Below are 24,916 nucleotides of genomic sequence, written 5' to 3'. Positions count from 1 at the left end.
ACGTCGTTCTCCACCCGGTTGTGGATCGGCGCAAATGCCGATGAAGAGGATCTGAAATGCGCGGACCGTCTGCGAGGCGAGCCAACAACGAACGGATGCTGCAAGGCCTTGCACGCTTCCGTTCGATGTCGCTGCTTTGCGCGATGCAGATGGTCTTCCTGCCGGTGTTCAGCGTCCGTCTCCAGGCGCAGACGGCGAACGTCATCGTCCCGGACGGACGCACCGGGACCGCCTTGCACACGTCCGGCAGCGTCACCAACGTCACGACCTCGACGGTGGCGGGTGCGAACGCCTTCAACTCGTTCTCGCAGTTCAACGTCGGGCAGGGCAACACCGTCAATCTGCAGCTGCCTAGGGGTACGCAAAACCTCGTCAACGTCGTCCGCGACGCGCCTGTCTATGTCAACGGCACGCTGAACTCCTACATGAACGGGGCGATCGGGGGTAACGTCTACTTCGCCGATCCCAAGGGCTTTGTCGTCGGCCGCAGCGGCACGGTGAATGTCGGCAGCCTCAACGTCTCGACGCCGACGCGCGAGTTCACCGACAGCCTGATCGGCCCGGGCGGAGCGATCAACGGCACGGCGGTGGGCAATTTGATGGCGGGCTCGTTCCCGGTCTCGCCTGACGGCAATGTCAGGATCTACGGCCGGATCAATGCCGTCGACGGCGTTCGCCTGACCGGGCAGAACGTTCTTGTCGGCGGCGCCAGCCAGCGCGACATCGCCAATCTCGATCATGCCGCGAAGTTCGCAGCCTCGGTCAATTCGAAGGGCCTGCACAGCGCCAGCGCCATCACCGTCAGCAACGGCTCGATCCATATCGGCGCCGTCAACAAGGCGACGGTCAATGGCCGCCTGACGGCGCGCAGCAAGACGACGACACCGAGCAACATCACCGTCACCGCCGGCAACGGCATCGAGGTCGGCAGCGACGCCAGGCTCGTCACGGCGAGCCGAACCGGCGATGCCGGCAACATCACGCTGAAGACCCAGGGCGACCTCACCGTCAAGAGCGGCGCGAAGATCAATGCCAGCTCCGTCAAGGGCAATGGCGGCGTGGTCGACCTCAGCGCCGATGGCAAGTTCGATGTCGGCGACAAGGTGAAGATCAATCTGGCGGCGCCGAACGGCAAGCAGGGCACGCTGGTCCTCGATCCCGTCGACATCGTCATCGGCGGCGCTGGCGATGCCAATGTCAACATGTCGAACGCGACGGTCGCGGCCGCGATCGCGGCGTTGAACGGCACCGGCACCTTCACGCTGCTGGCGAGCAATTCGATCACGATCGAACAGCATGGCCGGGTCGACGCCGGCGCCAGCGGCGTCAACGTCACCTTGAGCGCGCCGACGTTGACCCTGCTGGCCGGCAGTTACGTGCGCGGTGATACGGTATTGCTGAATTCCGGCGCGAACGGCACCATCAACGTCAACGCTGCCGCCAACGGCGGTGCCCAGCTGGTGAGCAACACGGCGCTGCAATTCGTCGCCGCACACCTGATGCTGACCAGCACTGCCACCGCGTTCGTCGGCGACGGCACCGGTTCGGGCAACAGATCCGGATCGGGATTCATCTCGAATGCGACGATTGCCAGGTACGCCGCCGCAATGAACGGGGCGGGCGACCTGACCGTGAGTGCGGCAACCTCCATCACGGTGGACGCCACCGGTATCGTCGACACCCGCGAGATCAGCAACGGCCTTTCCACCGCCAGCTCACTCGGCGTGACGCTGAAGGCGCCGACCATCATCGTTCAGGACGGCGGCCAGATCCTGACCAAGGCGGTCAACGATTCCAACTCGGCCTTCACGACCGGCGACATCACCCTTGATGCCACCAGCGTGCTGACCGGCACCGTTTCGCTGGCAGGTACGCTGGCTGGCGGCGTCACCACGCTCCGGGCCGGCGCCTCGGTCACGCTGGGCACAACGGCCGTCATCGACACCCGCATTCGCGATTCCAATGGTTTTGCCGCCGCGAACTCGCAAAACGTCGTGTTGAACGCCCCGTCGATTACCGCATCGCAGGGCAGTCAAATTCTCGCCGGTGCGGTCAATGCCGACAGCACGACGACCTATGTCGGTGGCAACGTCAGGTTCGACGCGACGAGCTCGTCGAGCGGCGTCGTCGCGGCCAACGGCGCGATTGTCGGCGACAATGTCGACCTCTGGGCCGGTTCAACCGTCAATGTCGGCCCGCAGGCCACGATCGCCGCGTCAGTTCCGTTGGGTACGGCAGCGATTACGCTGCAGGCGCCGAGCATCTCGGTCGCCGCGGGCGCAGCATTTTCGGCGCCGGGCGTCTACGGCGGCGACCCAGTCGCGGGGGCAGTGGTCAACTACAATCTGCAGTCGGCATTCTCGGTCAACGATTCCGCGACGAACGCGACCGTGCAGCAGTACGTCGCCGCGCTCAACGGCAGCGGCAAGATGACATTGTCTTCGACGGTCTCGCTGGCCGTCGGCTCGGCCGGCGCCATCACAGGCGGCAATGTGGACGTCGCGCTGAGCGCACCGTCGATCACGCTCTCCGGCGGCAGCAGCGTCAGCGGCAATGCCGTGTCTCTGCTGGCCGGCAGCGACCTCAATATCGACGCCAGCCGGACCGGCGACGCCCAGATTTCGTCCGTGACCCCGCTGCACTTGTCCGCGCTCACGTTGAATCTCACCAACAGCGCCGCCGCCGTCGTTGTCGGCGATCCCAGTGCGGATGCCGCCGTCAATCTGACGAATTCCACGATCGCGAATTATCTCGCCGCGGGTCCGATCGGGACGCTCAAGATCTCAGGCGCATCGTCGATCGCGGTCGATGCCAGCGGCATTATCGACCTCCGCCATCAGAGCGGAGGGGTCACCAATGGAGTGTCGGCGAACATCGTCCTTGCCGCGCCGACCATCAGCATTGCCACCGGCGCGTCCATACGTTCGGATGTCGCCAATACCAGCAGCACGTTCTATACGGCCGGCGACATCACGCTGACCTCGTCCAACATCACGGTCGGGGCCGGAACCCTGAACGGCGGTGTCGTGACGTTCAACGACGGACAGAGCGCGATCTATGTCGGGCCGTCCGGCGATACGAACGCCGGCAACGCGGGCTTCCTCTCCAATGCCCAGATCGCGAGCTACCTCGCCGCGCTCGGTGGATCGAGTACCTACAGGCTTTCCGCAAGCACCTCGATCTCGATCGACAGCGGCGCCGTCATCGCTGGTGGAAATTCCCGCAATCTGACGTTCTCTGCGCCGACACTTTCCTTCGCGGCCAACAGCACCGTAAGCGGCAACACCGTCCTCCTGAACGCGGGGAGTGCCGGCGTCATCAACATCAATGCCGCCTCCAGCACCGGGGCGCAGATCAGCGCGCAAACGCCGCTGCAAGTGACGGCCTCGCAGATCAACCTGACCAGTGCAGCCGCCATGTTCGTCGGCGATGCGAGCACGTCGACTAACAATTCCGCGGCTGGCTTCATCTCCAACACGACCGTTGCCCGCTATGTCACCGCGATGCACGGCATCGGCACGCTGCAACTGTCGGCCTCGTCCTCGATCGCGGTCGACGGCACCGGCGTCGTTGACGGCACCCAGATGAGCAACAACGTGTCCACCGGAAATTCGGTGAACCTGCTGTTGACTGCGCCGTCGATTACGGTCGCCGCCCTGGGCAAGGTGACGGCGCTCGCGGTCAACAGCGGCACCAGCTACACGTCCGGCACCGTCACCCTGAACGCAGCCGGCAGCGGTTCAGGTCTTGTCAGCGTTGGCGGCACCGTCAAAGGCGGAACGGTTCTGCTCAGTTCCAACCTCATCACGGTTGCGAATGGAGCGACGCTCTCGGCGGGCCCTGGTGGCACCGTGATTTTCGCCTTCGACGAGGATCTGACGGTCAACAATACGTCGGGCAGCAACGGTACCGGCGGCATCCTGTCGAACAACGTCATCACCAACTATGTCGGCGCCATGAGCGCGGGCACCTTCGCGCTGTCGGCCGGTACCCACGGCCTGACGCTGGCATCGACGGCATCCATCACGGCGGGCAACGGGATCGCGGTCGCCCTGTCGGGCGCCTCGCTGAACGTCGTGACCGGCGCGTCCATCAATGCAGTCACGGTCGGGTTCGGCTTCAACGAGGACAACATTGTCATCGCGGCGAGCAACCCCAACACGCCGAACTACGCATTCGTCAGCAACAGCCAGATCGCGGCGCTCATTCTCGCGTCGGCCAACGCGACCAAGCTGACGATTTCGGCGAACAAGGAGGTCGACGTCGCGGCGTCGGGCATCATCGACACCCGCTTCCTGAATGCCCAGTCTCATTCCACACACAACGCGCTGGGCATCGAACTCGATGCGCCGATCATCAAGGTTGCGACCGGCGCCCAGATCCTGGCCAGGGCGATCAATTCCGGCGGCAGCACTTTTACCGACGGCGACGTCACGCTGTCCGCGGCCTGGAGCACGAGCCTCATCGCCGGCCTCGCAAGTTCGACCACGAGCATTACGGTCGATGCGGCAACGATCACGGGCGGCAACATGACCATCGCCGCGAACTCGTCGGCGTCGTCAAACTTCACCAGCAACGCCTTTGGGTATCTGGCTACGATCGGCATCTTGCTCGCCGGGCTCGGCGTCAATGGCGGTTACGTTGCCGGCGAATCGAACGCAACGGTGGCGATCAACTCACACGCCAATATCTCGGGATCCGGCAACGTCGCGATCACGGCAACGGGGTCCGAGACGGCGGCAGACCCTGTCATCGCCATTAGCGCGATTTCGCCGTTCGGCGCCTCCGCCGTGGTCGGCAGCGTCAAGGCGAATGTCTCGGTGACCATCGCCGACCAGGCAACGGTCGCCGCCGGTGGATCGCTGAGGATTGCTGCGGCCAACGATGCCATACTGGATGTCTCGGCGCTGACTATCACGACGGCGGGGCAATTCGTCACGACCGCAGCCGTTGGCCTTGCCGACATCCAGACCCAGGCGGTCGTGAACAGTGGCGCTAATATCAGCGCCGGCGCCGGCGGCATCAGCGTCACCGCGCGGAACAGCAACTCGTTCTCGACCAGCGCGACCGCGTTCGCCTTCAACCCGACGAGCGGTTCCGGTGGCGTCGGCGGTGTCGTTGCGGTCAGTAACGTCAGCAGCGTGGCAACAGCGATTCTTGGCGCGAACGTCGGCAGCTTGGGCGTGGCGGCGGCTGGCCCGGTGCAGGTCTCGGCGTTTTCGGATACCAGCAAGAACGCGGTCAGTGCTTCGGTGACGCTAGGACAGCCGGCCCTGGTCGGCGGGATCGTCTCTGGCGTCGCTGGCCTTGGCAAGGTGTCGGCTGGCGTTATCGGCGCGCTGATGTCGCCGCTGGTATCGATCGAGTTTCCGTTGAAGGTCGCAGGCTCGCTGTCCCTTGCCACCAGCAACCAGTCGGCAAATGCCGAGATTACCGCGACCGGCGGCGGCAGTGGTCCGGCGATCTATTCCTCGGGTGACGTCAGCGTGGTCAGCCGGTTGGTCGACGACCGGATCCGCAACAATTCGTCGTCCTCGGTCACGGTCAGCAATCCGAGCAAGCCCGAAGCGGCAACCATCGCCGCGGCGGTTGCCTATGGAACCTACACCAACAATTCGAACGCCTATGTCGGTCAGGGTGTCATTATCACCGCATCACGGATCGCGGTGTCGGCCGATACCCAATTGCCCAACACCAATACCTGGGGCCAGTGGGACGGGCTGAACGAGACACTCAGCCATCTCAACGCGAATTTCGGCGTGGTCAACAACATCGTCACCACCTATGCCGACGCGACCGCGAGCGGCGGGAGCTCGGCCAGCGTTTCCGGCTCATTCGGCTATTTCGGCAATACCGACAACACCACGGCGTGGATCGCGAGCGGCGCGACCCTGACGTCGAACAAGACTACGACAGGTAGCTGGTCGACGCAGGTCGCCGACGGTAGCCAGAACGGCCTGACGGCGAATTTTGCCAGCAACATCACCGTAGCGGCGACAGCGACCAACAACTCGATCAATATCGGCGGCGTGTTCGGACCGTTGGTGCTGTTGCCGGGAGCGGATTCCGGCGGAGTGGCCGCCGGCGGCTCGCTCAACCTCATCATTTCGACCAGCAATACCAACGCCGGCGTTTCCAACGGCGTCACGCTCAGCGCCAAGGACATCGCCGTCACGGCCATCACGACCGACCTGATGTTTGCGATCGCGCCGTCGTCGGGGTCGTCGTCGGGCAGCATCGCGCTCAACGGTCTGACATCGCTCGGCTTCATCAACAACGAAACCCACGCCTCGATCAGTTCGGGTGCCACGGTCACGGCGCCGACGATCAACGTCGAGGCCTACCAGAACATCTCGGTGCTGTCGCTCGCCGGCGCGATCCAGCTCAGCACCACCTCCGGCGTTGGTCTCGCGGTCGCGTACCTCACGGCCAACACGGACACGGCCGCCTATATCGGCGACAATCACAGCGACGTCAGGACGTTCAGCGGGGACGACAGCGGCGCCATGTCGGCTGACGGCGGCAATATCACCAGCAGTGCGCTGACAGTGCTCGCGGCGACTGCCGGCCGCCTGACGGTTGCTTCGGTGGCCGTGGTGGAATCGGATCCGTTTGCCCAAGTGGGCTCCGTGACCAAGGCAAAGTCGATCCTGTCGGGATCAACCGGCGTGTTCGGGACTTCCGTGGCCAGCCAACTTAACCGGGCCGCTGCGGCCGCTGCCTCCAAGTCCGGCAAGTCGCCGAGCTTCAGCATCGATATCGCCGGCAGTTCGGCGGTCTCGCAGACCGCGATCGACACCACGGCCTTTATTTCCGGCGTCACGATCAATCAGGGCAATCCCTACGCGGCTGCCGCTGCGCCGTTCGTGCAGGTTCAGGCGCTGAATTACACCATTCTGGACAACGGTTCCGGCGCCGCCGCGCTCAATCTTGCCGGCGGCAGCAATCCGAGCGCCGCCGTTGACGGCACCATCGCGGTCGCGATGTCACAGAATTCAACGACCGCCTTCATCGCCAACACGACGCTCGGCGACGAAGCCAGCGCCAGCGTCACGGCGCTGACCGGCGGTTCGGAGACCGTTGTCGCTCTCGGGCTGACCGCGACCCGCACCGGTATTGCGGCCTCGGTCGCGGCCTCAGTCGCCCTGATCTCCGACAGCACCACGGCCTATATCGACAATTCGAACATGACCGGTGTTGCGGCGGGAACGTCGAACGCGCTCAACGTCAATGCCTACCAGACCAGCAACATCGCGATCGGCGGTGGCTCCCTGTATGTGTCCGGCAGCTCCAGTAACAGCAGCGGCAGCGTCGGGCTGGCGCTGACTTATGCCGAAATTCGCGATCCCGGCGGGAGTAAGGCCGTCGATGCCCACATCACCAATTCGCAAGTCAACGGCTTCAATACGCTGACCGTGATCGGCGACGAGGCGGCCGTGATTGCGGCCGGCGCGGCTTCGGTCGGACTGGGCGGGAACGGCCTGGCCGGCGCCATCGTGGTCGACGTGATCAGTCCGACGACCACTGCCTACATCAGCGGCAGCACTATTACGATGTCGGCCGGCGGCACCATCACTGTCAGTGCGGAAAGCGTCGACTCCTCCAGTCTCGATGGCGCGCTCGCCATCCTCGTCGAGAGCACGAATAACGGTCAGGCCGCGCATGACAATTGCCCGACCTCGAGCGGCTCGCAGGCTTGCGTCGATTTCAGCGGTGCCGCGCTCAACGGTGGCGTCGGCGCGGGGCCGGGCGCTGCGATCATGTCGGTCGCCGGCATCGTCGAGGCCGGCAAGAACAACGTCGGCGTCGCCATCGTCGCCGATGCCATTTCCACCACGCACTCGGCCTACGTCACCCAGACGCTGATGACTGCGACGACCGGCAACGTGCTGGTGGCGGCGGAAGATTCCTCGAAGATCCAGTCCGTTGCGGTCGGCTTCGGCTTGTCGACCGGGCAGTTCGCCGGGCAGGGTGGCGTCGTCGTCAGCACCATCAGGAACGACGTTTCGGCGGCGATTGGCGACGGCAACTCGACCCCCACCAATACGGTGGTGAACGCCGGCAATGTGACCGTCCAGGCGCGCGACAATTCCGCGATCACCTCGACGGCGGCGGTTGCGGGAGCCTCTACCCAGGGCAGCGCCGGCGGCCTTTCCATCGTCTACAGCGAGATCAGCAACCAGCTCAACGCCAGCGTGACCGGTGCGAAGATCGTCGCCGGCAGCGACGCGACGGTCAGTGCCACCTCGAACGCCACGATCTCGACGGTCGCCGTCGGCGTGGCCTTGTCCTCGCAGATCGGCCTTGCGGGATCGGTCGCGACCAATGTGATGGGCACCAACGTCACCGCCAGCATCACCGGCGGCGCCGATGTGCTCGCGAGCAACAATGTCGGCGTGCTCGCCAACAACACCGATGGCGTCGCCGTGTTCGCCGGCGCTTTCGCCATCTCGAAGGGCGCGGCCGGCGGCGGCGGCTCGATGGTCACCAACTCGATCAACGGCAGCACCTCGGCGTTCATCGGCGGCCAGACCACCTTGGTCGATGCGCTCGGAACCAGCTCGTCGGATACCCTGTCGGTCAACAGCGGAACGCTGACGCACGCCTTCAATATCGGCGGCTTCAGCGCGCCGACCGACAATATTCCCGATCTCAGCGAGACGCAGGAATCGGTGAAGGGCCTTGCCGTCGTCGCCAGCTCGCATCAGGCGGTGGTCGCCAACGTCGCAGGTCTCGCCGCAGGAAGCAGCATCGCCATCATGATCAACCCGATCGTGAACGTGATGCAGGGCACGACGAACGCTTATATCGACAAAGCCAGCATCGACACGCGCCTCGCCAATTCGTCGCCGGCGACACAACCGTTCCCGCAAATCGACGTCGCGGCCAGCAGCTTCTCCTATTCGGGCACGTTCGGCGTCGGCGTCGCGGTGGTCACCGGTGGCGGCGGCGTCGGCGGCGGCGCGACCATCGTCAGCACGACGATGGCGCGGAGCACGTATGCCACCATCACCAATGCGACGATCGGCACCATGATTGGCGGCGCGCCCGCGGTCGGCGCGGTCACCGTCAAGGCTAATGCCGAGCAGGACGCATCTTCGATCGCGCTCGGCTTCAACAGCGGTTCGGTCGGGCTCAACGTCTTCAAGGCGACCACCGAGGCCTATGTGGATGGCGGCGCGCTCAACGCCACGTCGCTGTCCGTTCATGCCACCGACAGCACGGGGATCGCTTCGGCCAATGGCAGCGGCGCCTATGGCAGCCAGGCGGCGATCGGTGCCGCGTTCCTGGTCCAGGTCAGCGCCAACAAGACCGAGGCCTATGTCGGCGACGAATTCTTCTATCGCGGTGACAGCACGACGGGGCATACCACCGCGATCACGCTCGCCAGCACCGGAACCCTCGACGTTGCGGCGTCGACCACGGACAATTTCAAGGCCTACTCGGTCGGCGGGGCGGTCTCGAGCGGCACCGCCGCCATCGCCGGGATGGCGAATATCGAGATCGCCAACAACACGACGATCGCGGGACTTTACGACACCAATGTGCAGACAGCGACCGGCGGTACGGTCGGCGCGATTTCGATCAACGGCACCGAAACCGTCGACATCATGGAGATCGCCGGCGCGCTGTCGATCGCGGCGACTGGGGCAGGGGTCGGCGTCGGCGCGGCGGCCAACGTCATCTCCTTCGAGAGTTCGACCGTTGCGGAGGCACGTGGCAGCACCCTGAAATCGTCAGGCACGGTCAGTGTCGTCGGCCAGAGCACGCGAGAGGTCCAGTCCTACGCGGTGACCGCCGGCATCGGTGGGTCGGCCGGACTTGCCGCAACGATCGGCGTCATCAATGTCGGCGTTAATCTCGCCGATGGCGCCGTGTTCGCTCAGCAAATGGGACAGCTCGGCGGCACCCTCGATGCGACCAATTCAGGAACCAATTCCGACCAGGGCGGCAATGCTGTCGCGAGCGGCACGGCCGGCTCTCCGTCGGGCGCGCATGCCAGTTCGAGATACGATGTCAGCGGGGCGCTGAACGGCGGTGCTGACGGCGTGACCGCGCAGATCGACGGTGGCTCAGTCATCGCCAACGAAATCGACGTGGGAGCGACCAGCGCGACCAGCGCACAGATGTTCCTGCTCGGCGCCGGCTTCGGCAAGAATGCCGGCGTCGGTGCCGCGGTCGGCTTTGCCACCGTCGGCAGCAATGTCCTTGCCAGCCTCAATCCCGTCACCGCGGTGGCGCCCACCATCAACGTGCTGGCGACGGTCCAGGATGCGAGCAGTGGCTCGCATCCCGGCCGCACCATCGACATTCAGTCGATCGCCGGTGGTGGCGCGCTTTATTTCGGCGGCGATGCCGCCGTTGCCGAGGGTGAGATCGGCAATGTGGTCACGGCGCAAATCGGCGGGCAGATCTCGGGAACCAACGCCGCCATCAATGTCGGCGCCCGCGACACCTCCTCGCAGCGCGCCCAGACCGAAGGCGCATCGGTCGGCATCGCCGCAATCGGCGCATCGGTTACGACGGCGCAGAAGACCAGCCTGGTGACGGCCCAGGTGCTGCATGGTGCCCAGATCACGGCCGCCTCGCTCGGCGTGAACGCCTCTAACGCCGGCATGCTTTGGGCCTATTCGGTCGCGGTCTCTGGCGGCATCCTGAGCGGCAACGGATCGACCGCCTTTGCGACCGACCTTGCGCACGTCACCACACGGGTCGGATCCAACGCCATCATCACGACCAGCGCCAGCAGCGGCCTGACGCTGAATGCGACCGACACGCCGGATGCGGAGGCGAATGCGCTGGGCGTTGTCGCCGGCGGAGCCGCGGTCGGTGCCTCGGTTGCGACCGCAACCGTCAGCTCCACGGTGACGTCGGAAGTGCTTGGTGGTGCAGCGCTGACGGGTAACGTGAATGTCGCCGCCTACGAGAAAGTCCAGAACGGTGGCAACGCGGCCTATACCAACGCAATCGGTGCCTCCGGCGGCGCTCTTCTCGGGGTTCAGGCAACGGCATCGCTCGCCTCCAACAACTCCAGCGTCGCGGCCACGATCGGTGACAACGTCACTTTGTCCTCCGGAAACGTGACCGTTCTCGCCCAGAACACGACCGGCCAGAGCGCCAATGCCACCGGTATCGCGGCAGGCGGCATCCTGGCGGTTGGCGTGGTGGTGGTGAACGCGACCTCGAGCACCACGACCGTCGCCACGATCGGCGACAACACGGACGCCTCCAACACCGGCGTGATGCAGATTTCAGCCATCGGTGCCGACAACAATTATGCCCATGCGATTTCCGGTAGCGGCGGCACCTTTGCCGGAAACGGCGCCTCGGCGAACACGTCGGATAATTCGACCGTCAATGCCGGCATTGGTAACGGCAACCGCGGCGCCGCACCCTCCGGCTCCGACAACTTCATCTCGGTCGCCTCGCTGGCGATCCTCGCCACCCACACCGACAACTACACGACGATCGCCGATTCGGCGCAGGCCGCGGTCCTCGGGGCCAGCGGCGCGGCCTCGACACACAGCGCCAATTCCGTCGTGACGGCGGGGATCGGCATCAACAATACGATCGGGGTGAGGGGCACCAATCCCGGCCATTGCGACGTCTCGGATTGCGCCCCCGACCTGACCATCGCCGCCAACAACATCTTCAATGAGGTCGGCACCGGTTCCAGCGCCAATGCGGGCGCCGGTGGCGGCATCAACGGCGTCGGCGCCACCAGCGCCATCACGCTCGCGGGCGTTGCGACCGTCAATATCGGCAAGAACACGCACATCACCGCGGGCACCGACACGGTGCTGAACCCGGGCAATGTGAGGATGCTCGCCACCAGCACGATCACCGGCACCGACCGCGTGACCCTGGTCACCGGCGGCGGCATCGAAGGTGCCGGCGTCTCGTCGACGCTATCAGCCAACGTCGACAATAACATCAATATCGGCTCGGCAGCGGCGTTCGATGCCGGCGCGCTGACGTCGCCGTCTGCGGCCACGGCCGACCAGGTATGGATCACTTCGTTCGGCACGATCGGAGCCGGCACCTACACCATGTCGTCGGCCAACACCTCGTCCAACGCCAACACCTATGGCGTCGCGTTCGTCGCCGCCGCGGCCTTCGCCAACACTGACATCACCACCAACCAGAACATCGTGGTCGGCTCGTCGGTGCTGACGGCGTTCGACAACATCGATCTCACAGCCGGTCGGAGCCCCGACGGGTCGAGCCCGACCACCATGCAGGATGACGCGTCTGCGATCAGCTTCGCGAGGGGACTCATCGCGGTGCCGGACGCGCGCGCGTCCTCGACGCTCACCAACAACACCAGCGTCACGATCGCGGCCGGCGCATCGGTCAACAGCGGCCAGAACATCATCGCCGGCGGCTATGCCGGCGTGGTGAACGCGACCGCGACCGGCAGCGGCCACGGCTACGAGCTCGGATTCATTCCTGCCAGCGACGGCCACAGCGACCCCAGCAACAACGCCCATGCCGAGCTGACGGTCAACGGTGCGCTGACGGCCGGGATCTACAACTCTCTGCTGATCACCATTTCCTGCGACTACAGCGCCAGCTGTCTCAGCGTGGCGCCTGGCGGCGCGCCGTTCAGCTTCAGCTACACCAATGCCTTCGACGGCACCACGCTGATCAACAGCCATTTCGACCAGGAGGTCCGCCACACCCTGCTCGCCGGGCTGAGCACGTCGGGGAACGCGTTCGCACTGGGTCAGCTGTTTGCTTCGGGTGGCACCGTCACCCTGAACGCCGACCACATCACCGGCAGTGGCACCGTCACCGCCAGGGGCGCGCCGACGATCTCGGTGAACAACCAGAGCGACGCTAATCTGATTCTCACAGGCGCCTATATCGGCATCGCTGCGGCGGGCGACATCTTCTTCACGGGCGCGGCGAGCGGCTTCGCGAGCGGATCGACGGCGACGCTTCACGCCAACGCGAACACCAGCGGGATCGCCACGATCGCGATCAACAACTCGTACAATCCGCCAAACTACGATCTAAGCGTCAACGGTCCGACGCTGCTGATCCTCGGCGACGTCACCAACGTCAACGGCCTCGTCACCGTGAACAACACGCTCGGATCCTACGGACTGTCGGCCAATCTGACCGGCCAGCAGGTCCAGATCACCGTGCCGAACGGCGCGGTTGCGGTCTCGGCGAATGATGATTCGGGCATGTATATCGCTGGCGGCTCGCCATTCTCGGAATGGTCGAGCTTCATGGTGTTCCCGGGTGGCAACCCCGCGAGCGGCGCGCCGGTCGGCAACATCGCAGCCGCGGTTTTGGCAAATACGTTGTATCCGGACGCCACTAGCGCTGCCGCGCTGAACAGGGACCTCTACGGCGAAGTCGGCGACCACCCCCCGGGCAATATCAGCATGATCCTGTTCGGCAACTGCATCATGTATTCCGGCAATGGTAATTGCATCCAGTTCCACGACCGGTACACGTCCAATTGGAACGGGGCCGTCAGCCAGTCGCAGAATTACGATTTCAACGTTAACAACTCCGACGCGATGCAGCCGTACATCACGTACTTCCAGCCGCTGACCAAGTCGACCGATGCGAGCCTGAGCGTCTCCCAGCAATATGCGCAGGCGAACCTGAGCGGCAGCCTCGCGAGCTTCCAGATCTACGGCTCCCAGGTCGCAATCAAGGCCAGCATCATCGACGTCAACGGCAGGATCACGGCCGGACGCCAGACCAATTACAGCATCAACCTGGACTCGAGCCTGTCCGCGCCCGCGGTCGTCACCACGACGACGACGGCCGTCGGCAACGACAACTCGTTCGGCTGCATGTTCTTCCAAACCGGCTGCGCGACGACGGTGACGAACACGAGCGTCTCGGGCGGATCCATTTCCGTGTTCGAGTACAATTATCAGCAGGCCATCCTGACCAATCCGACCGTCAACGCGCTGATGACGCTGGTCACAGATCAGTTCGGCGCCCCGCTGGCGACCTACAATGCCGCAACCAACCAAATCACCGTCGCCAACATCAACGCGTCGTCTGGCGGCGGCAGCGTGCTGCTCGACGGCAAGATCATCAGCACCAACCAGCTCGGCAACATTCACGTCAACGGCGGCTACGGCAGCGTCAGCATCAACAACCAGACCGGCCTCGACCTCGTGGTCAAGGGCGTCAACACCGGCAACACGGCTGCGGCCGCAGCGTTGACCAGCACCGTGACCCTGGTCGATCGCAATATCACGTCCGGCAACAACACTTCGACCTACGTCTATTCGCCGGCGACCAACGCCATCAACCTCTACAAGACCGCGAACGGCGCGCCACCCGTCACCAGTGCCGGCTGTACTGCGGCCAATAACTGCTCCACGACCTCTGGTTCGGACGGATATTACGATCCGGTTTCGGGGCTGCGCTTCCAGTGGGTGCAACAGGCCTCGATCCGTCGTGGCACTCTGACCACCGATCCGATCACCCACCTGGTCACGAACGTCATCGGGGCCTACTCGGACTGGGAATTCACCGGCGACGTCAATCAGCCGTGGTCATACGTCGCGGCGAACGGCACGCTGTCATCGACCCCGCAGGGACAGATCACGACGGGCAATTCCACGAGCTTGCCGGTATTCCAGGAGACCATCACCGGGAGGGTGGATCATTACGCCCAGACCAACGTCCAATATGGCAATTGTGACGGGCACACCTGCAGCTATTTCTTCTATCAGAACGGTAGCAACTACGCCGACTGGAACTACAATCTGGCGGACCAGGGCACGCTGACCCTCACCTCGTCGGTGAAGGCGGACAACCGGTTCGGGATCAATTTCGGCGGCAACGCCAGCGGCACGGTGAACATCGCCTCGAACGGCAACGTGATTTTCACCGGCGGCATCGTCAATCCGAACGGCGCGCTGTCGGTGAGCTCGTCCTCGCAGCAGCAGCTCTTCAACACGACGACCGGCGGCAGCATCTCGCAGACCTCGACCGGGTCGATCCTGACGCAGAGCGCAAGCTTCACTGCCTCGGGAGCCATTGGTTCGAAGGCGACCCCGATCAACGCGACGTTGTCCAATACCGGATCGGCACCGGGTGCCCTGTCGGCGCAGGCGGGCGTCGGCGGCGTCTACCTGAACCTCGGTTCGGGCGCGACGCTCGGGCAGGTGTCGTCGGGCAACAGCAACACCGGCTTCGGCGACGTCGACATCACCGCGACGGGCGATCTGATCGCGGGGGCCAATGCGCAGGTCACCGGCCGCAATATCTCGTTGATCAGCACGCTCGGTGCCGTCGGTTCGACCAGCAATCCGCTCTCGATCAGCGCCAATGCGTCGCAACAGGCCGACGGCTCGTATAGCGGCGGCATCGTCAACGTCGTCGCCCATGGCGACATCGGCCTGACCCAGACGGCAGCGTCCTCGGCCTATTCCAGCGATCTCAGGGTCGGCCTGATCGCGTCGGCGAGCGGCGACGTGCTGCTGAACGTGCCCTATGGCACGATCCGCGACGCGAGCGGGCAGACCGCGTCGCAAACGCTGACATCGGCGCAGGTCGCGGCGGTCTCCTCGGCCCTGCACCTGACTGCGCTCGATGGCGCCAACGATACCGCGCTCGCGAGCGTGATTGCGTTCTCCAATACGGTGAACCGCGATCTCGTGGCCTATAGCGTGCTGCTGCAGCACGGCACGATCCAGGCCGGTTCGGCGCCGCTGAACGCGTCCGGAATCGCGCATCTGGCCGTCGGTGTGCTGAGCTCGACCGATTACGCCACGTTCCAGAGCCTCACAGCCGCAGCCAATGCCACGATCGGATCGGACGGCACCCTGACCCTGACGGCGAACGGCATCAGCCAGTTCAGGGCGGCGGCGGCCACCGCACTCGGCATCGCCAACCCGACATCGGCACAGATCCAGAGCTACGCCAACAGCCAGTACCAGGCCTTTGCAACGGCGATCCAGAGCTACGCCAATGCGCAGGGCACCTACGTGCTGGCGAGCGACCTCGCGTCGATCGCGACCTATGCGCCGACGGCCCTGTCGGCTGCGGACTATGTGACGTTCCAGACGTTGACCTCGAACGGTGCGACCCTCGGCACTGCCGGCGTTCTGACCTTGACTGCGGCAGGCGTTGCCGCGAACGCCTCGGCGGCGCTGGGATCGACGGCTTACACCGCGTTCCGGACACTGACCTCGAGCGGCAACGCCACGTTCAGCGGCAACACCCTCGTGCTGACCGCGGCGGGCCTCTCCGCCTACGCCTCGTCCGCACTCGGAGCTGCGTCTCCGGGCTACATCGCGTTCCAGAACCTGACCTCGGCCACGAACGGATCCGTCAGCGGCGGCGTGCTCACGCTGAACGCGACTGGCATCGCCTTCTTCACCGCAGCCGCGGCCGCGGCGCTCAATGTTGCCTCGCCGACGGCAGGGCAAGTGCAGGCCTATGCCAATGCGCAATACCAGGCCTACGCGCAAAACATCCAGGCCTACGCCAATGGCCAATACCAGGGCTATGCGCAGACGACGCAGACATACGCCAACACGGCCTATCAGGGCTTCAAGACCACCATTCAGGCCTACGCGCCGACGCTGTACCTGCCGATCGCCACCGTATTCGGACAAGCCTACGGGTCGAACTGGAAGACCAATTCGCAGGTCGCAAACTACGCGGCGAATTCGTCGGCACTGCTGACGCTCAACACCTATGGCAGCGTCGTCAATGGCGTGTTCACGCTGGGCACCGGCGCGATCGGCGACGCTGCCGTCGCCAACTACGCGTCCGCCGGGCTGACGTCGACGCAATACGGCCTGTTCCAGACCCTGACGTCCGCGCAGAACAGCTCGGTCAGCAATGGCGTTCTCACGCTGACGGCAGCCGGCGTTGCGTATTATGCGTCGTCCGCGCTCGGATCTGGCTCCGCCAATTACACGACGTTCCAGGCGCTGACCGCGAACGGCTCGACCGTCAGCACCGCCGGCGTTCTGACCTTGACCGCGGCCGGCGTTGCGGCGAACGCCTCGGCGGCGCTCGGGTCGGCGGCCTACACCGCCTTCCAGGCGCTGACCTCGAACACCAACGCCACGGTCAGCGGCAACACCCTCGTGCTGACCTCGGCGGGCCTGTCCGCTTACGCCTCGGCCGCGCTCGGATCGGCGTCCGCCGGCTATACCGCGTTCCAGAACCTTTCCTCGGCCGCCAATGGATCCGTCAGCAACGGCGTGCTCACGCTGACCCCGGCCGGCGTCACCTTCTTCACCGCCGCCGCAGCCGCGGCGCTGCATGTTACCTCGCCGTCACAGGCGCAGGTTCAGGCCTATGCCAATGCGCAGTACCAGGCTTACGCGCAGAGCATCCAGACCTACGCCAATGGCCAGTACCAGGGCTATGCGCAGACGATCCAGATCTACGCCAGCGCCAAGTACCAGACCTTTGCGCAGACCATCCAGACTTACGCCAACGGCCAATATCAGGGTTATGCGGGGACCATCCAGACCTACGCCACCGGCCTGTACCAGCCGCTGCAGACGGCCACGACGTTCAATGCCACGCCTGCGGTCGCGTTCTCGCTGCTGAGCGCCAGCGGCTCGCTGCAGAACGGCACCTTCGTGCTGACCAACAGCGGCATCCTGAGCTACGCAAAGAGCGCGCTGTCGAGCACCAACTACGCCCAGTTCGCCAACCTGCTCAGCAACGGCAGCTTGAGCGGCGGCACGTTCCAGCTCACGGCCAACGGCGTCTCCTCGCTGGCCCAGACGGCGCTGACGCAGGACTACCAGAACTTCCAGACGCTCTACACCAACGGCTCTCTGGTGAACGGGGTCTGGACGCTGACGGCCGCGGGCGTCGCGGCCTTCCGTCAGGCGGCAGCGACGACACAAAATCCGAACCCGACCGACGCGCAGGTGCAGGCCTATGCCAATGCGCTGTACCAGTCCTATGCGGCGAACATCAACGGCGCGGCCAACGTGCAGTATCAGGGCTACCTGACGTCGATCTCGACCGCGGCAAGCACGGCGTACCGGAACTTCGCCGCCGAATTGCTGGCGCAATACAACCAGTACAACCCCAACAACCCGATCGCGATCACCGATCTGCTCGGATCGACGGCGACATACACCGCCGCCAATGCGATGCAGTTCCTGCAGACCTTTGCGTTCCTGCTCCCTACCGCTGATAGGACGACGTTTGCGAGCCTGATGGCGCTCGGGCAGATTCAGAACGGTACCTTCGTGCTCAACAACGTCGCGTCCTATGCCCAGACCGGACTGAGCGCCACCAACTTCAGTGCGTACACCGCGCTGCTGGCCTCCGGCACGTTGTCGAACGGAGTGCTGTCCCTGTCGCCGGCCGGCTTGAACGGCATGGCGCAGGCCCAGCTGACGCCGAACTACCAGTCCTACGTCAATCTCACCTCCAACGGCTCGTTGCAGAGCGGTAACTTCGTCTTCAGCAACGCGGGCGTGTTCGCCAACGCGCAGGCCGGCGTGACCGCCGCCTATAATTCGTTCCAGCAGTTGATGACCAACGGCTCGGTCGTCAACGGCATGTTCACGCTGTCGAGCAGCGGCCTGTCGGCCTACACGCCGATTGCCGCGGCGGCGCTGGGCATCGCCAACCCGACGGCGCTGCAGGTGCAGACCTACGCCAACCAGCAGTACCAGAACTCGCTGTTCAGCAGCGCCAACCCGATCTACCAGTCGTACGCACAGTCGATCAGCTCCAGCGCCCAGGGGCAGTACACGGATCTAGCCCACAAGGTCTTCGTTTACCTGCAGCAACATGATCAGCAGGGCTGCAGTGGCTTTGGCGGCTGTTCGGGCCCGATCCTGGCTCCGGGGCAGACCTCCGCCACCGATGCCCAGGTTGCGCAATATGCCAGTCAGGCGCTGTTCGGCACTGACCTGCAGAACTATCAGACGCTCACCGCCAACGGCACGGTCGCCAATGGCGTGCTGACGCTGAACGCGGCCGGTCTCGCGCCGGTGTCCGCGCAGGTGCTTTCCGCGCCGCTCGCGACCGCCTTCAGCTCGCTCCTGAGCACAGGCTCGCTGCAAGGCGGACAGTTCGTGCTCAGCTCGGCGGCCGTTTTGCAGAATCTTCAGACGTTGGCGACCGGCGGCAGCGCGGCGTCCGGGCTGTTCCAGTTCAACACCGCCGGCATCCTGGCCAATGCATCGACGGCGCTGGGCAGCAATCCCTTGCAGCAGCTTCTGGCGAGCGGCTCGGTCCAGACCACGACGGTGAACGGGGTCTCGACCTCGAGCTTCGTGCTCAGCGATCCCGGCGTGAACTACTACGCTGCGGCAGCGCTGACGGCCGCGAACTACCTGACGTTCCAGGGGCTGACCGCGAGCGCCAATGGCGAGGTCGTCAATGGCGTGCTGACACTGTCCGCCGCGGGCATCGCGCAATTCTCGGCGGCGACGGCTGCGGCGCTGCACCTGGGCACGACGGCTCCGACCGCGGCACAGGTCCAGGCCTATGCCAACAGCCAGTACCAGGGCTTCGCGACCACCATCAAGACCTACGCCAATTCGCAGTATCAGAGCTACGGCAGCACGTTCTCATCCTATGCCAACGGCCAGTACCAGCCGCTGCAGCAGGAGGTGCTGAACTACGCCGCGAACAACCTCAACATCGTGGTCGACCTGCCGAGCGGCACATACCGCACCAGCTTCGATTTCAGCGGCACTTGCCAATACAATAATTGCTCCGCGCCGGCGCCGATCACCAATGCTGTGCTGGCCGACTGGGCGCAGCAGGCGCATTCGGGCGCGAACGTCAACAATCCGTTCGGCAACGGCTTCGGCACGATATCGACCGCGGACTACAACAGCTTCACCGCGATGCTCGGGCAGGGCACCGTGCAGAACGGCACGCTGACGCTGAATTCGGCGGCGCTGCAAAGCTACTACTCGAACCCGGCGTCGACCTCGTCGATCCTGAATCAGTCCTATCAGGTATTCCAGGCGATCGTCGGGGCGGGTAACAGCACGATCCAGAACGGCACGCTGACGCTGACCTCGGCCGGCATCACCAACGTTGCGGCCGCCGCTGCAGCCTTCCTCGGATATAATCCAACCAATGCGCAGGTGCAGGCCTTCGCAGCGCAGTCCTATGTGAGCGATCTGGCTTCGATCCAGGGTTACGCCGCGACCCAGTACCAGTCCTACGCAACCTCGATCAGCACCTACGGCAACACCCAGTACCAGGGCCTCGTCCAGACCATCCAGAACTACGCCAGCACGCAGTACCAGGCGAACGTGACGACGATCCAGGCCTACGGCAATTCGCAGTACCAGGCCCTCACGGTCAACGGCACGCCGCAGGTGAGCACCGGCATCCTCAGCCTGGTGGCCAACTCGGTCTACTCGACGGGACAGATCGTCTCCACGCTGAGCAATGCCGCGCTGCTGCCCTCGGCCGGAACCGTGGGCACCAATGTCACGGCCAGCGTTGTCGGCCGTAACGTCACGCTGAATGCCGGCAACAGCGTCGGCAGTACCGCGCCAAGCGTCTCGATCGGCCTGACCGATCTGAAGGACGGCACGATCACGACGACACAGCAGGCCGCGCTGTCGGTTGCGACCACGCCGGGTTCGATCACGTTCAGCGCGACGGTCAGCAACCAGGTTCTGGCCGGGATCGACCTTGCCCATCTGCCGGCCGGCGTCACCGTCAACGGAAACACGCTCAGCGGCCTGACGCTCGGCAACCTGCCGAGCGGCGTCACGGTCAACGATCTGAACTCCGTCGAGCTGGCGCAGACGGCGCCGCTCTATGTCAACGCCAGCGGCACCTTCAACGCGACGGCGGGTACAGCGCTGTACGTCCAGGCGGCCGCGAGTGAGGGACATCCGGTCGCGAGCCTGACGGTCGGTCAGATCACCGCCGGCGGCGATGTCACCCTGCTGGCGCCGCAGAGCATTCTGGCGGCGACCAATTCCTCCGGCGTGGCGCTGTATGCCAACCAGGTGGTGATCAACCCGGTCAATGGTGCGATCGGCAACCTGACGATGGCCGCCACGAACGCGATCGGTTCGGCCGCCAACGCGTTCACCTATCAGATCAACGGCAAGCTGGTCTCGGCGCAGGCCGGTACTGACGCCTATCTGACCGCAACCGGTGGCGATGCCATCTTCGGCAAGGTGTTTGCCACGAACACCGTCTCGCTCACCGCGACCAACGGCAATATCGACAGCTATCTGGCGGGTGTCACGATGGCCGCCAACAACATTATCCTCAACGCGTCGGGCGATGTCGGAACACAGAACACACCGTTCACGGTTCAGGTCGGCGCCACCGGCCTGTTGAGCGGCACGATCGCCGGATCCGGCTTCTTCTATAGCCCGACGCTGGCGACACAGAATCCGGTGTCGCTCAACGTCGGCAACCTGACAGCCGCGAACGGACTGACACTGATCAGCGATGCCGGCATCTCGTTCGGCGGCGCCGCGGGTTCGTCGCAGGGATCGGTCACGGTCTGCTCCGGACCGTGCCTGACCGGTTCGACCGCGGTCGGCGGATCGATCACGATGAGTGCGAATGCCTCGATCCTGACAGGACAATCGATCAGCCTGACCGCGCCCGGCGACATCGTGCTCGGCGAGCTGATCTCGACCGCCAGCCCGTCCTCGACCGCGACCGTCATCACGGTCAACAGCACCGGCGGCACCATCACGGCGAACGGCGATGGTCACACCAACCTCACGGCGACGGCGGCGAACGCCGAAGCGTCGCTCGCCGCAAACAGCGTGGGCACCTCGAGCCAGAGGCTCAGCGTCAATGCGTCGCTGCTGACGGCGACCGCCTCTACTGCAGGCATCTATCTGAGCTCGGTCGCCGATCTCGACGCGGTCGAGCTGTCAGCAACCCACGGGTCGGTCGATATCGTCTCGAGCGGCAAGCTGACACTCGACAACGTCCTGGCGGGCACGGCCATCGGCGCGAGCGGTACCATCACCGCCAAAACGCTGACGCATACCGGCGACGTCGTCATTGGGACCGCGACAAGCCGTGGCGACATGATGGTCGACAGCGCCGGCGCCCTTCGCTTCACGCAGCTTGGCACCACGGCTGGAGCCATCGGGCTGACCGCCTACTCCGCCGTGAACGGCGGAACGCTCGATGCGGCGGCTGGGCTCGGCGTCACCTCGACGACTGACAGCATCACGCTGGCGTCAGCGAGCAGTGGTGGCTCGCAGTCGATCCGAGCCAACCAGAATGTCACCTTCAATAGCCTGACCGCGACCGGTATCACCGGCGACGTCGGCAACATCACGGTCGTCGCCAGCAACGGCTTCGTGCTGGCGCAGACGGTGCCTGTGAACGGGACGGCGACGCTGGGCTCGGTCGTGGCCAACGGCTCGGCCTCGTTGACCGCAGGCACGACCAACACGGGCAGAGTGCTGACCACCACCACCGGCTCGGCCTCGATCACCGGCGCTGGCCTGGTCGACTGGACCTCGCTCACGGCCGCAATCACGCTGGGTGTGACCTCGACAGCCGACAGCATCACGCTGGCGTCAGCGAGCAGCGGCGGCTCGCAGTCGATCCAGGCCAACCAGAACGTCACCTTCAATAGCCTGACCGCGACCGGCATCACGGGCGATGCCGGCAACATCACGGTCGTCGCCAGCAACGGCTTCGTGCTGGCGCAGACGGTGCCTGTGAACGGGACGGCGACGCTAGGCTCGGTCGTGGCCAACGGCTCGGCCTCGTTGACCGCAGGCACGACCAACACGGGCAGGGTGCTGACCACCACCACCGGCTCGGCCTCGATCACCGGCGCTGGCCTGGTCGACTGGACCTCGCTCACGGCCGCAACGACGCTGGGTGTGACCTCGACGGCCGACAGCATCACGCTGGCGTCAGCGAGCAGTGGTGGCTCGCAGTCGATCCGGGCCAACCAGAACGTCACCTTCAATAGCCTGACCGCGACCGGTATCACCGGCGATGCCGGCAACATCAACGTCACCGCCGATAACGGCTTCGTCCTGGCGCAGACGGTGACGTCGGGCGGCGCGACGACGCAGGGCTCGGTCGTGGCCAACGGCTCGGCCTCGCTGACTTCAGGAACGACCAACACCGGCAGGGTGCTGACCACCGCCACCGGCTCGGCCTCGATCACCGGCGCTGGCCTGGTCGACTGGACCTCGCTCACGGCCGCAACGACGCTGGGTGTGACCTCGACGGCCGACAGCATCACGCTGGCGTCAGCGAGCAGCGGCGGCTCGCAGACGATTCATGCCAGCCATAACGTCACCTTCAATCGCCTGATCGCGACCGGCATCACCGGCGATGCCGGCAACATCAACGTCACCGTCGATAGCGGCTTCATCCTGGCGCAGACGGTGACGTCGGGCGGCGTGACGACGCAGGGATCGGTGGCGGCCAACGGCTCGGCGGCGCTCGTTGCCGGCACGACCATCACGGGCAATACGCTTGCGGCGACGACCGGCTCGGGCCTCCTGACCGCAGGCGGTCCGATCAACTGGAACGGTCTCAATGTCGGCACGACGCTCGGTGCGACAGCGAGCCAGGGCAGCATCACCGTCGAGACCGCTCAGAGCGGCGGGACGCAGACCATCCACGCCCATGACGCCGTGAGGTTCAACGCACTGACGGCCACCGGCATCACCGGCGACGGCGGCAACATCAACGTCACCGCCGACAACGGCTTCATCCTGGCGCAGACGGTGACGGCCGGCGGTGCCGTGACGCAGGGCTCCGTGGCAGCCCATGGCTCGGCAACGCTGATCGCGGCATTGTCCAACACCGGGCACAATCTCACGACGACCACAGGCGATGCGATCCTGCGCGGCACGGTGGTCCGCTGGGACAACCTCAATGTCGGCGGTTCGCTCGGTATCAGCGCGACATCAGGCGGCATCAATCTCGGAACGGCCGTCAGCGGCGGCACGCAGACGCTGCACGCCGTGACCGACATCGTCTTTAACCAGCTCACCACCACCGGAATCCCGGGCGATGCCGGCGACATCAACCTCACGTCCGACACCGGCGCGCTTCGCGGCGGATCGATCAGCGCCAACGGCGATACGCATTTCGACACAGCAGGCCCGATCGCGCTCGACCGTATCAGGGGCAGCACGATCAAGCTGTCCTCGCGCGGCGACCTGACGATCGGCTTCGTCAGCGTGGTGAGGGAACTCGACCTCGCCGCCAACACCATCAACGTCAAGGGCGAGCAGATCCGCTCGACGCCGCCGATTCCGCTGATCATGAACGTGACCGGCTACAACGGCGGGACGGCGACATCGGCCAACATCTCGCTCGACCCGGGCAGCATCATGATCAATCAGTTCAAGGTGGTGGATGCCAACTTCCTGACCGATGCGCGCGCGGTGTCGATCCTGAACGGCTATGTGCCGGGCCAGCTCATTCTCACCACGGCGACCGAACGGGTGCTGCTGAACAACCGGTCGCCGGCGCCGACCAACTGGCCGTCGCTGCAGCTCTATCAGCCGGGCGGCGTCTTCACGATGAGCCAGGTCGCAAACGCCAATGTCAGCAACGCCTATGTGGTGTTCTACAGCGGCGACATGTCGGCGACGGTTACCAATTATGGCGCGACCCACACCTGCTGCACCGACTACACCGGCGCCAGCATGATGCGGAACATCGCGGTCGACGGCGAGGGGCATGAGAGCATCGACACCTGGCTGGCGCAGAAGAGCGTGGGGACGTTCTACCAGCTCGGTCTCTCCGGCCATGCGCGGCTCGACGCATTGCTGTCGCCGCGTCCGGTCGAGACCATCGGGTCCGGTCCTGCAGTGAACATCGAGGGCCTCAGCGACATGCGCAAGCTGCGCCGCCACGGGCAGCGCACGGGGCGCCCAGGCTGGAAAGATGCCGCCGCTGGTGTCGTGACGAAGCCGGCGACAAGCCGTCTTGCGGAGGCGTGGTAGGTCTG

General features: G+C 65.0%; 1 protein-coding gene. It reads left to right on the top strand.

Annotated elements, in window-relative coordinates:
- The first annotated feature begins 56 nt into the window (after nt 1-56).
- Nucleotides 57-24,911: a leukotoxin LktA family filamentous adhesin gene (locus tag L6637_RS07525; RefSeq protein WP_237869808.1), complete on the top strand. Its 24,855-nt coding sequence runs from the start codon at nt 57-59 to the stop codon at nt 24,909-24,911.
- Nucleotides 24,912-24,916 lie beyond the last annotated feature (5 nt).

The sequence above is a fragment of the Bradyrhizobium zhengyangense genome, from assembly GCF_022012435.1.
Lineage (GTDB): Bacteria > Pseudomonadota > Alphaproteobacteria > Rhizobiales > Xanthobacteraceae > Bradyrhizobium > Bradyrhizobium zhengyangense.
Note: the sequence above shows the minus strand (reverse complement) of the source record. Positions and strands in the feature narration are given on the sequence as shown.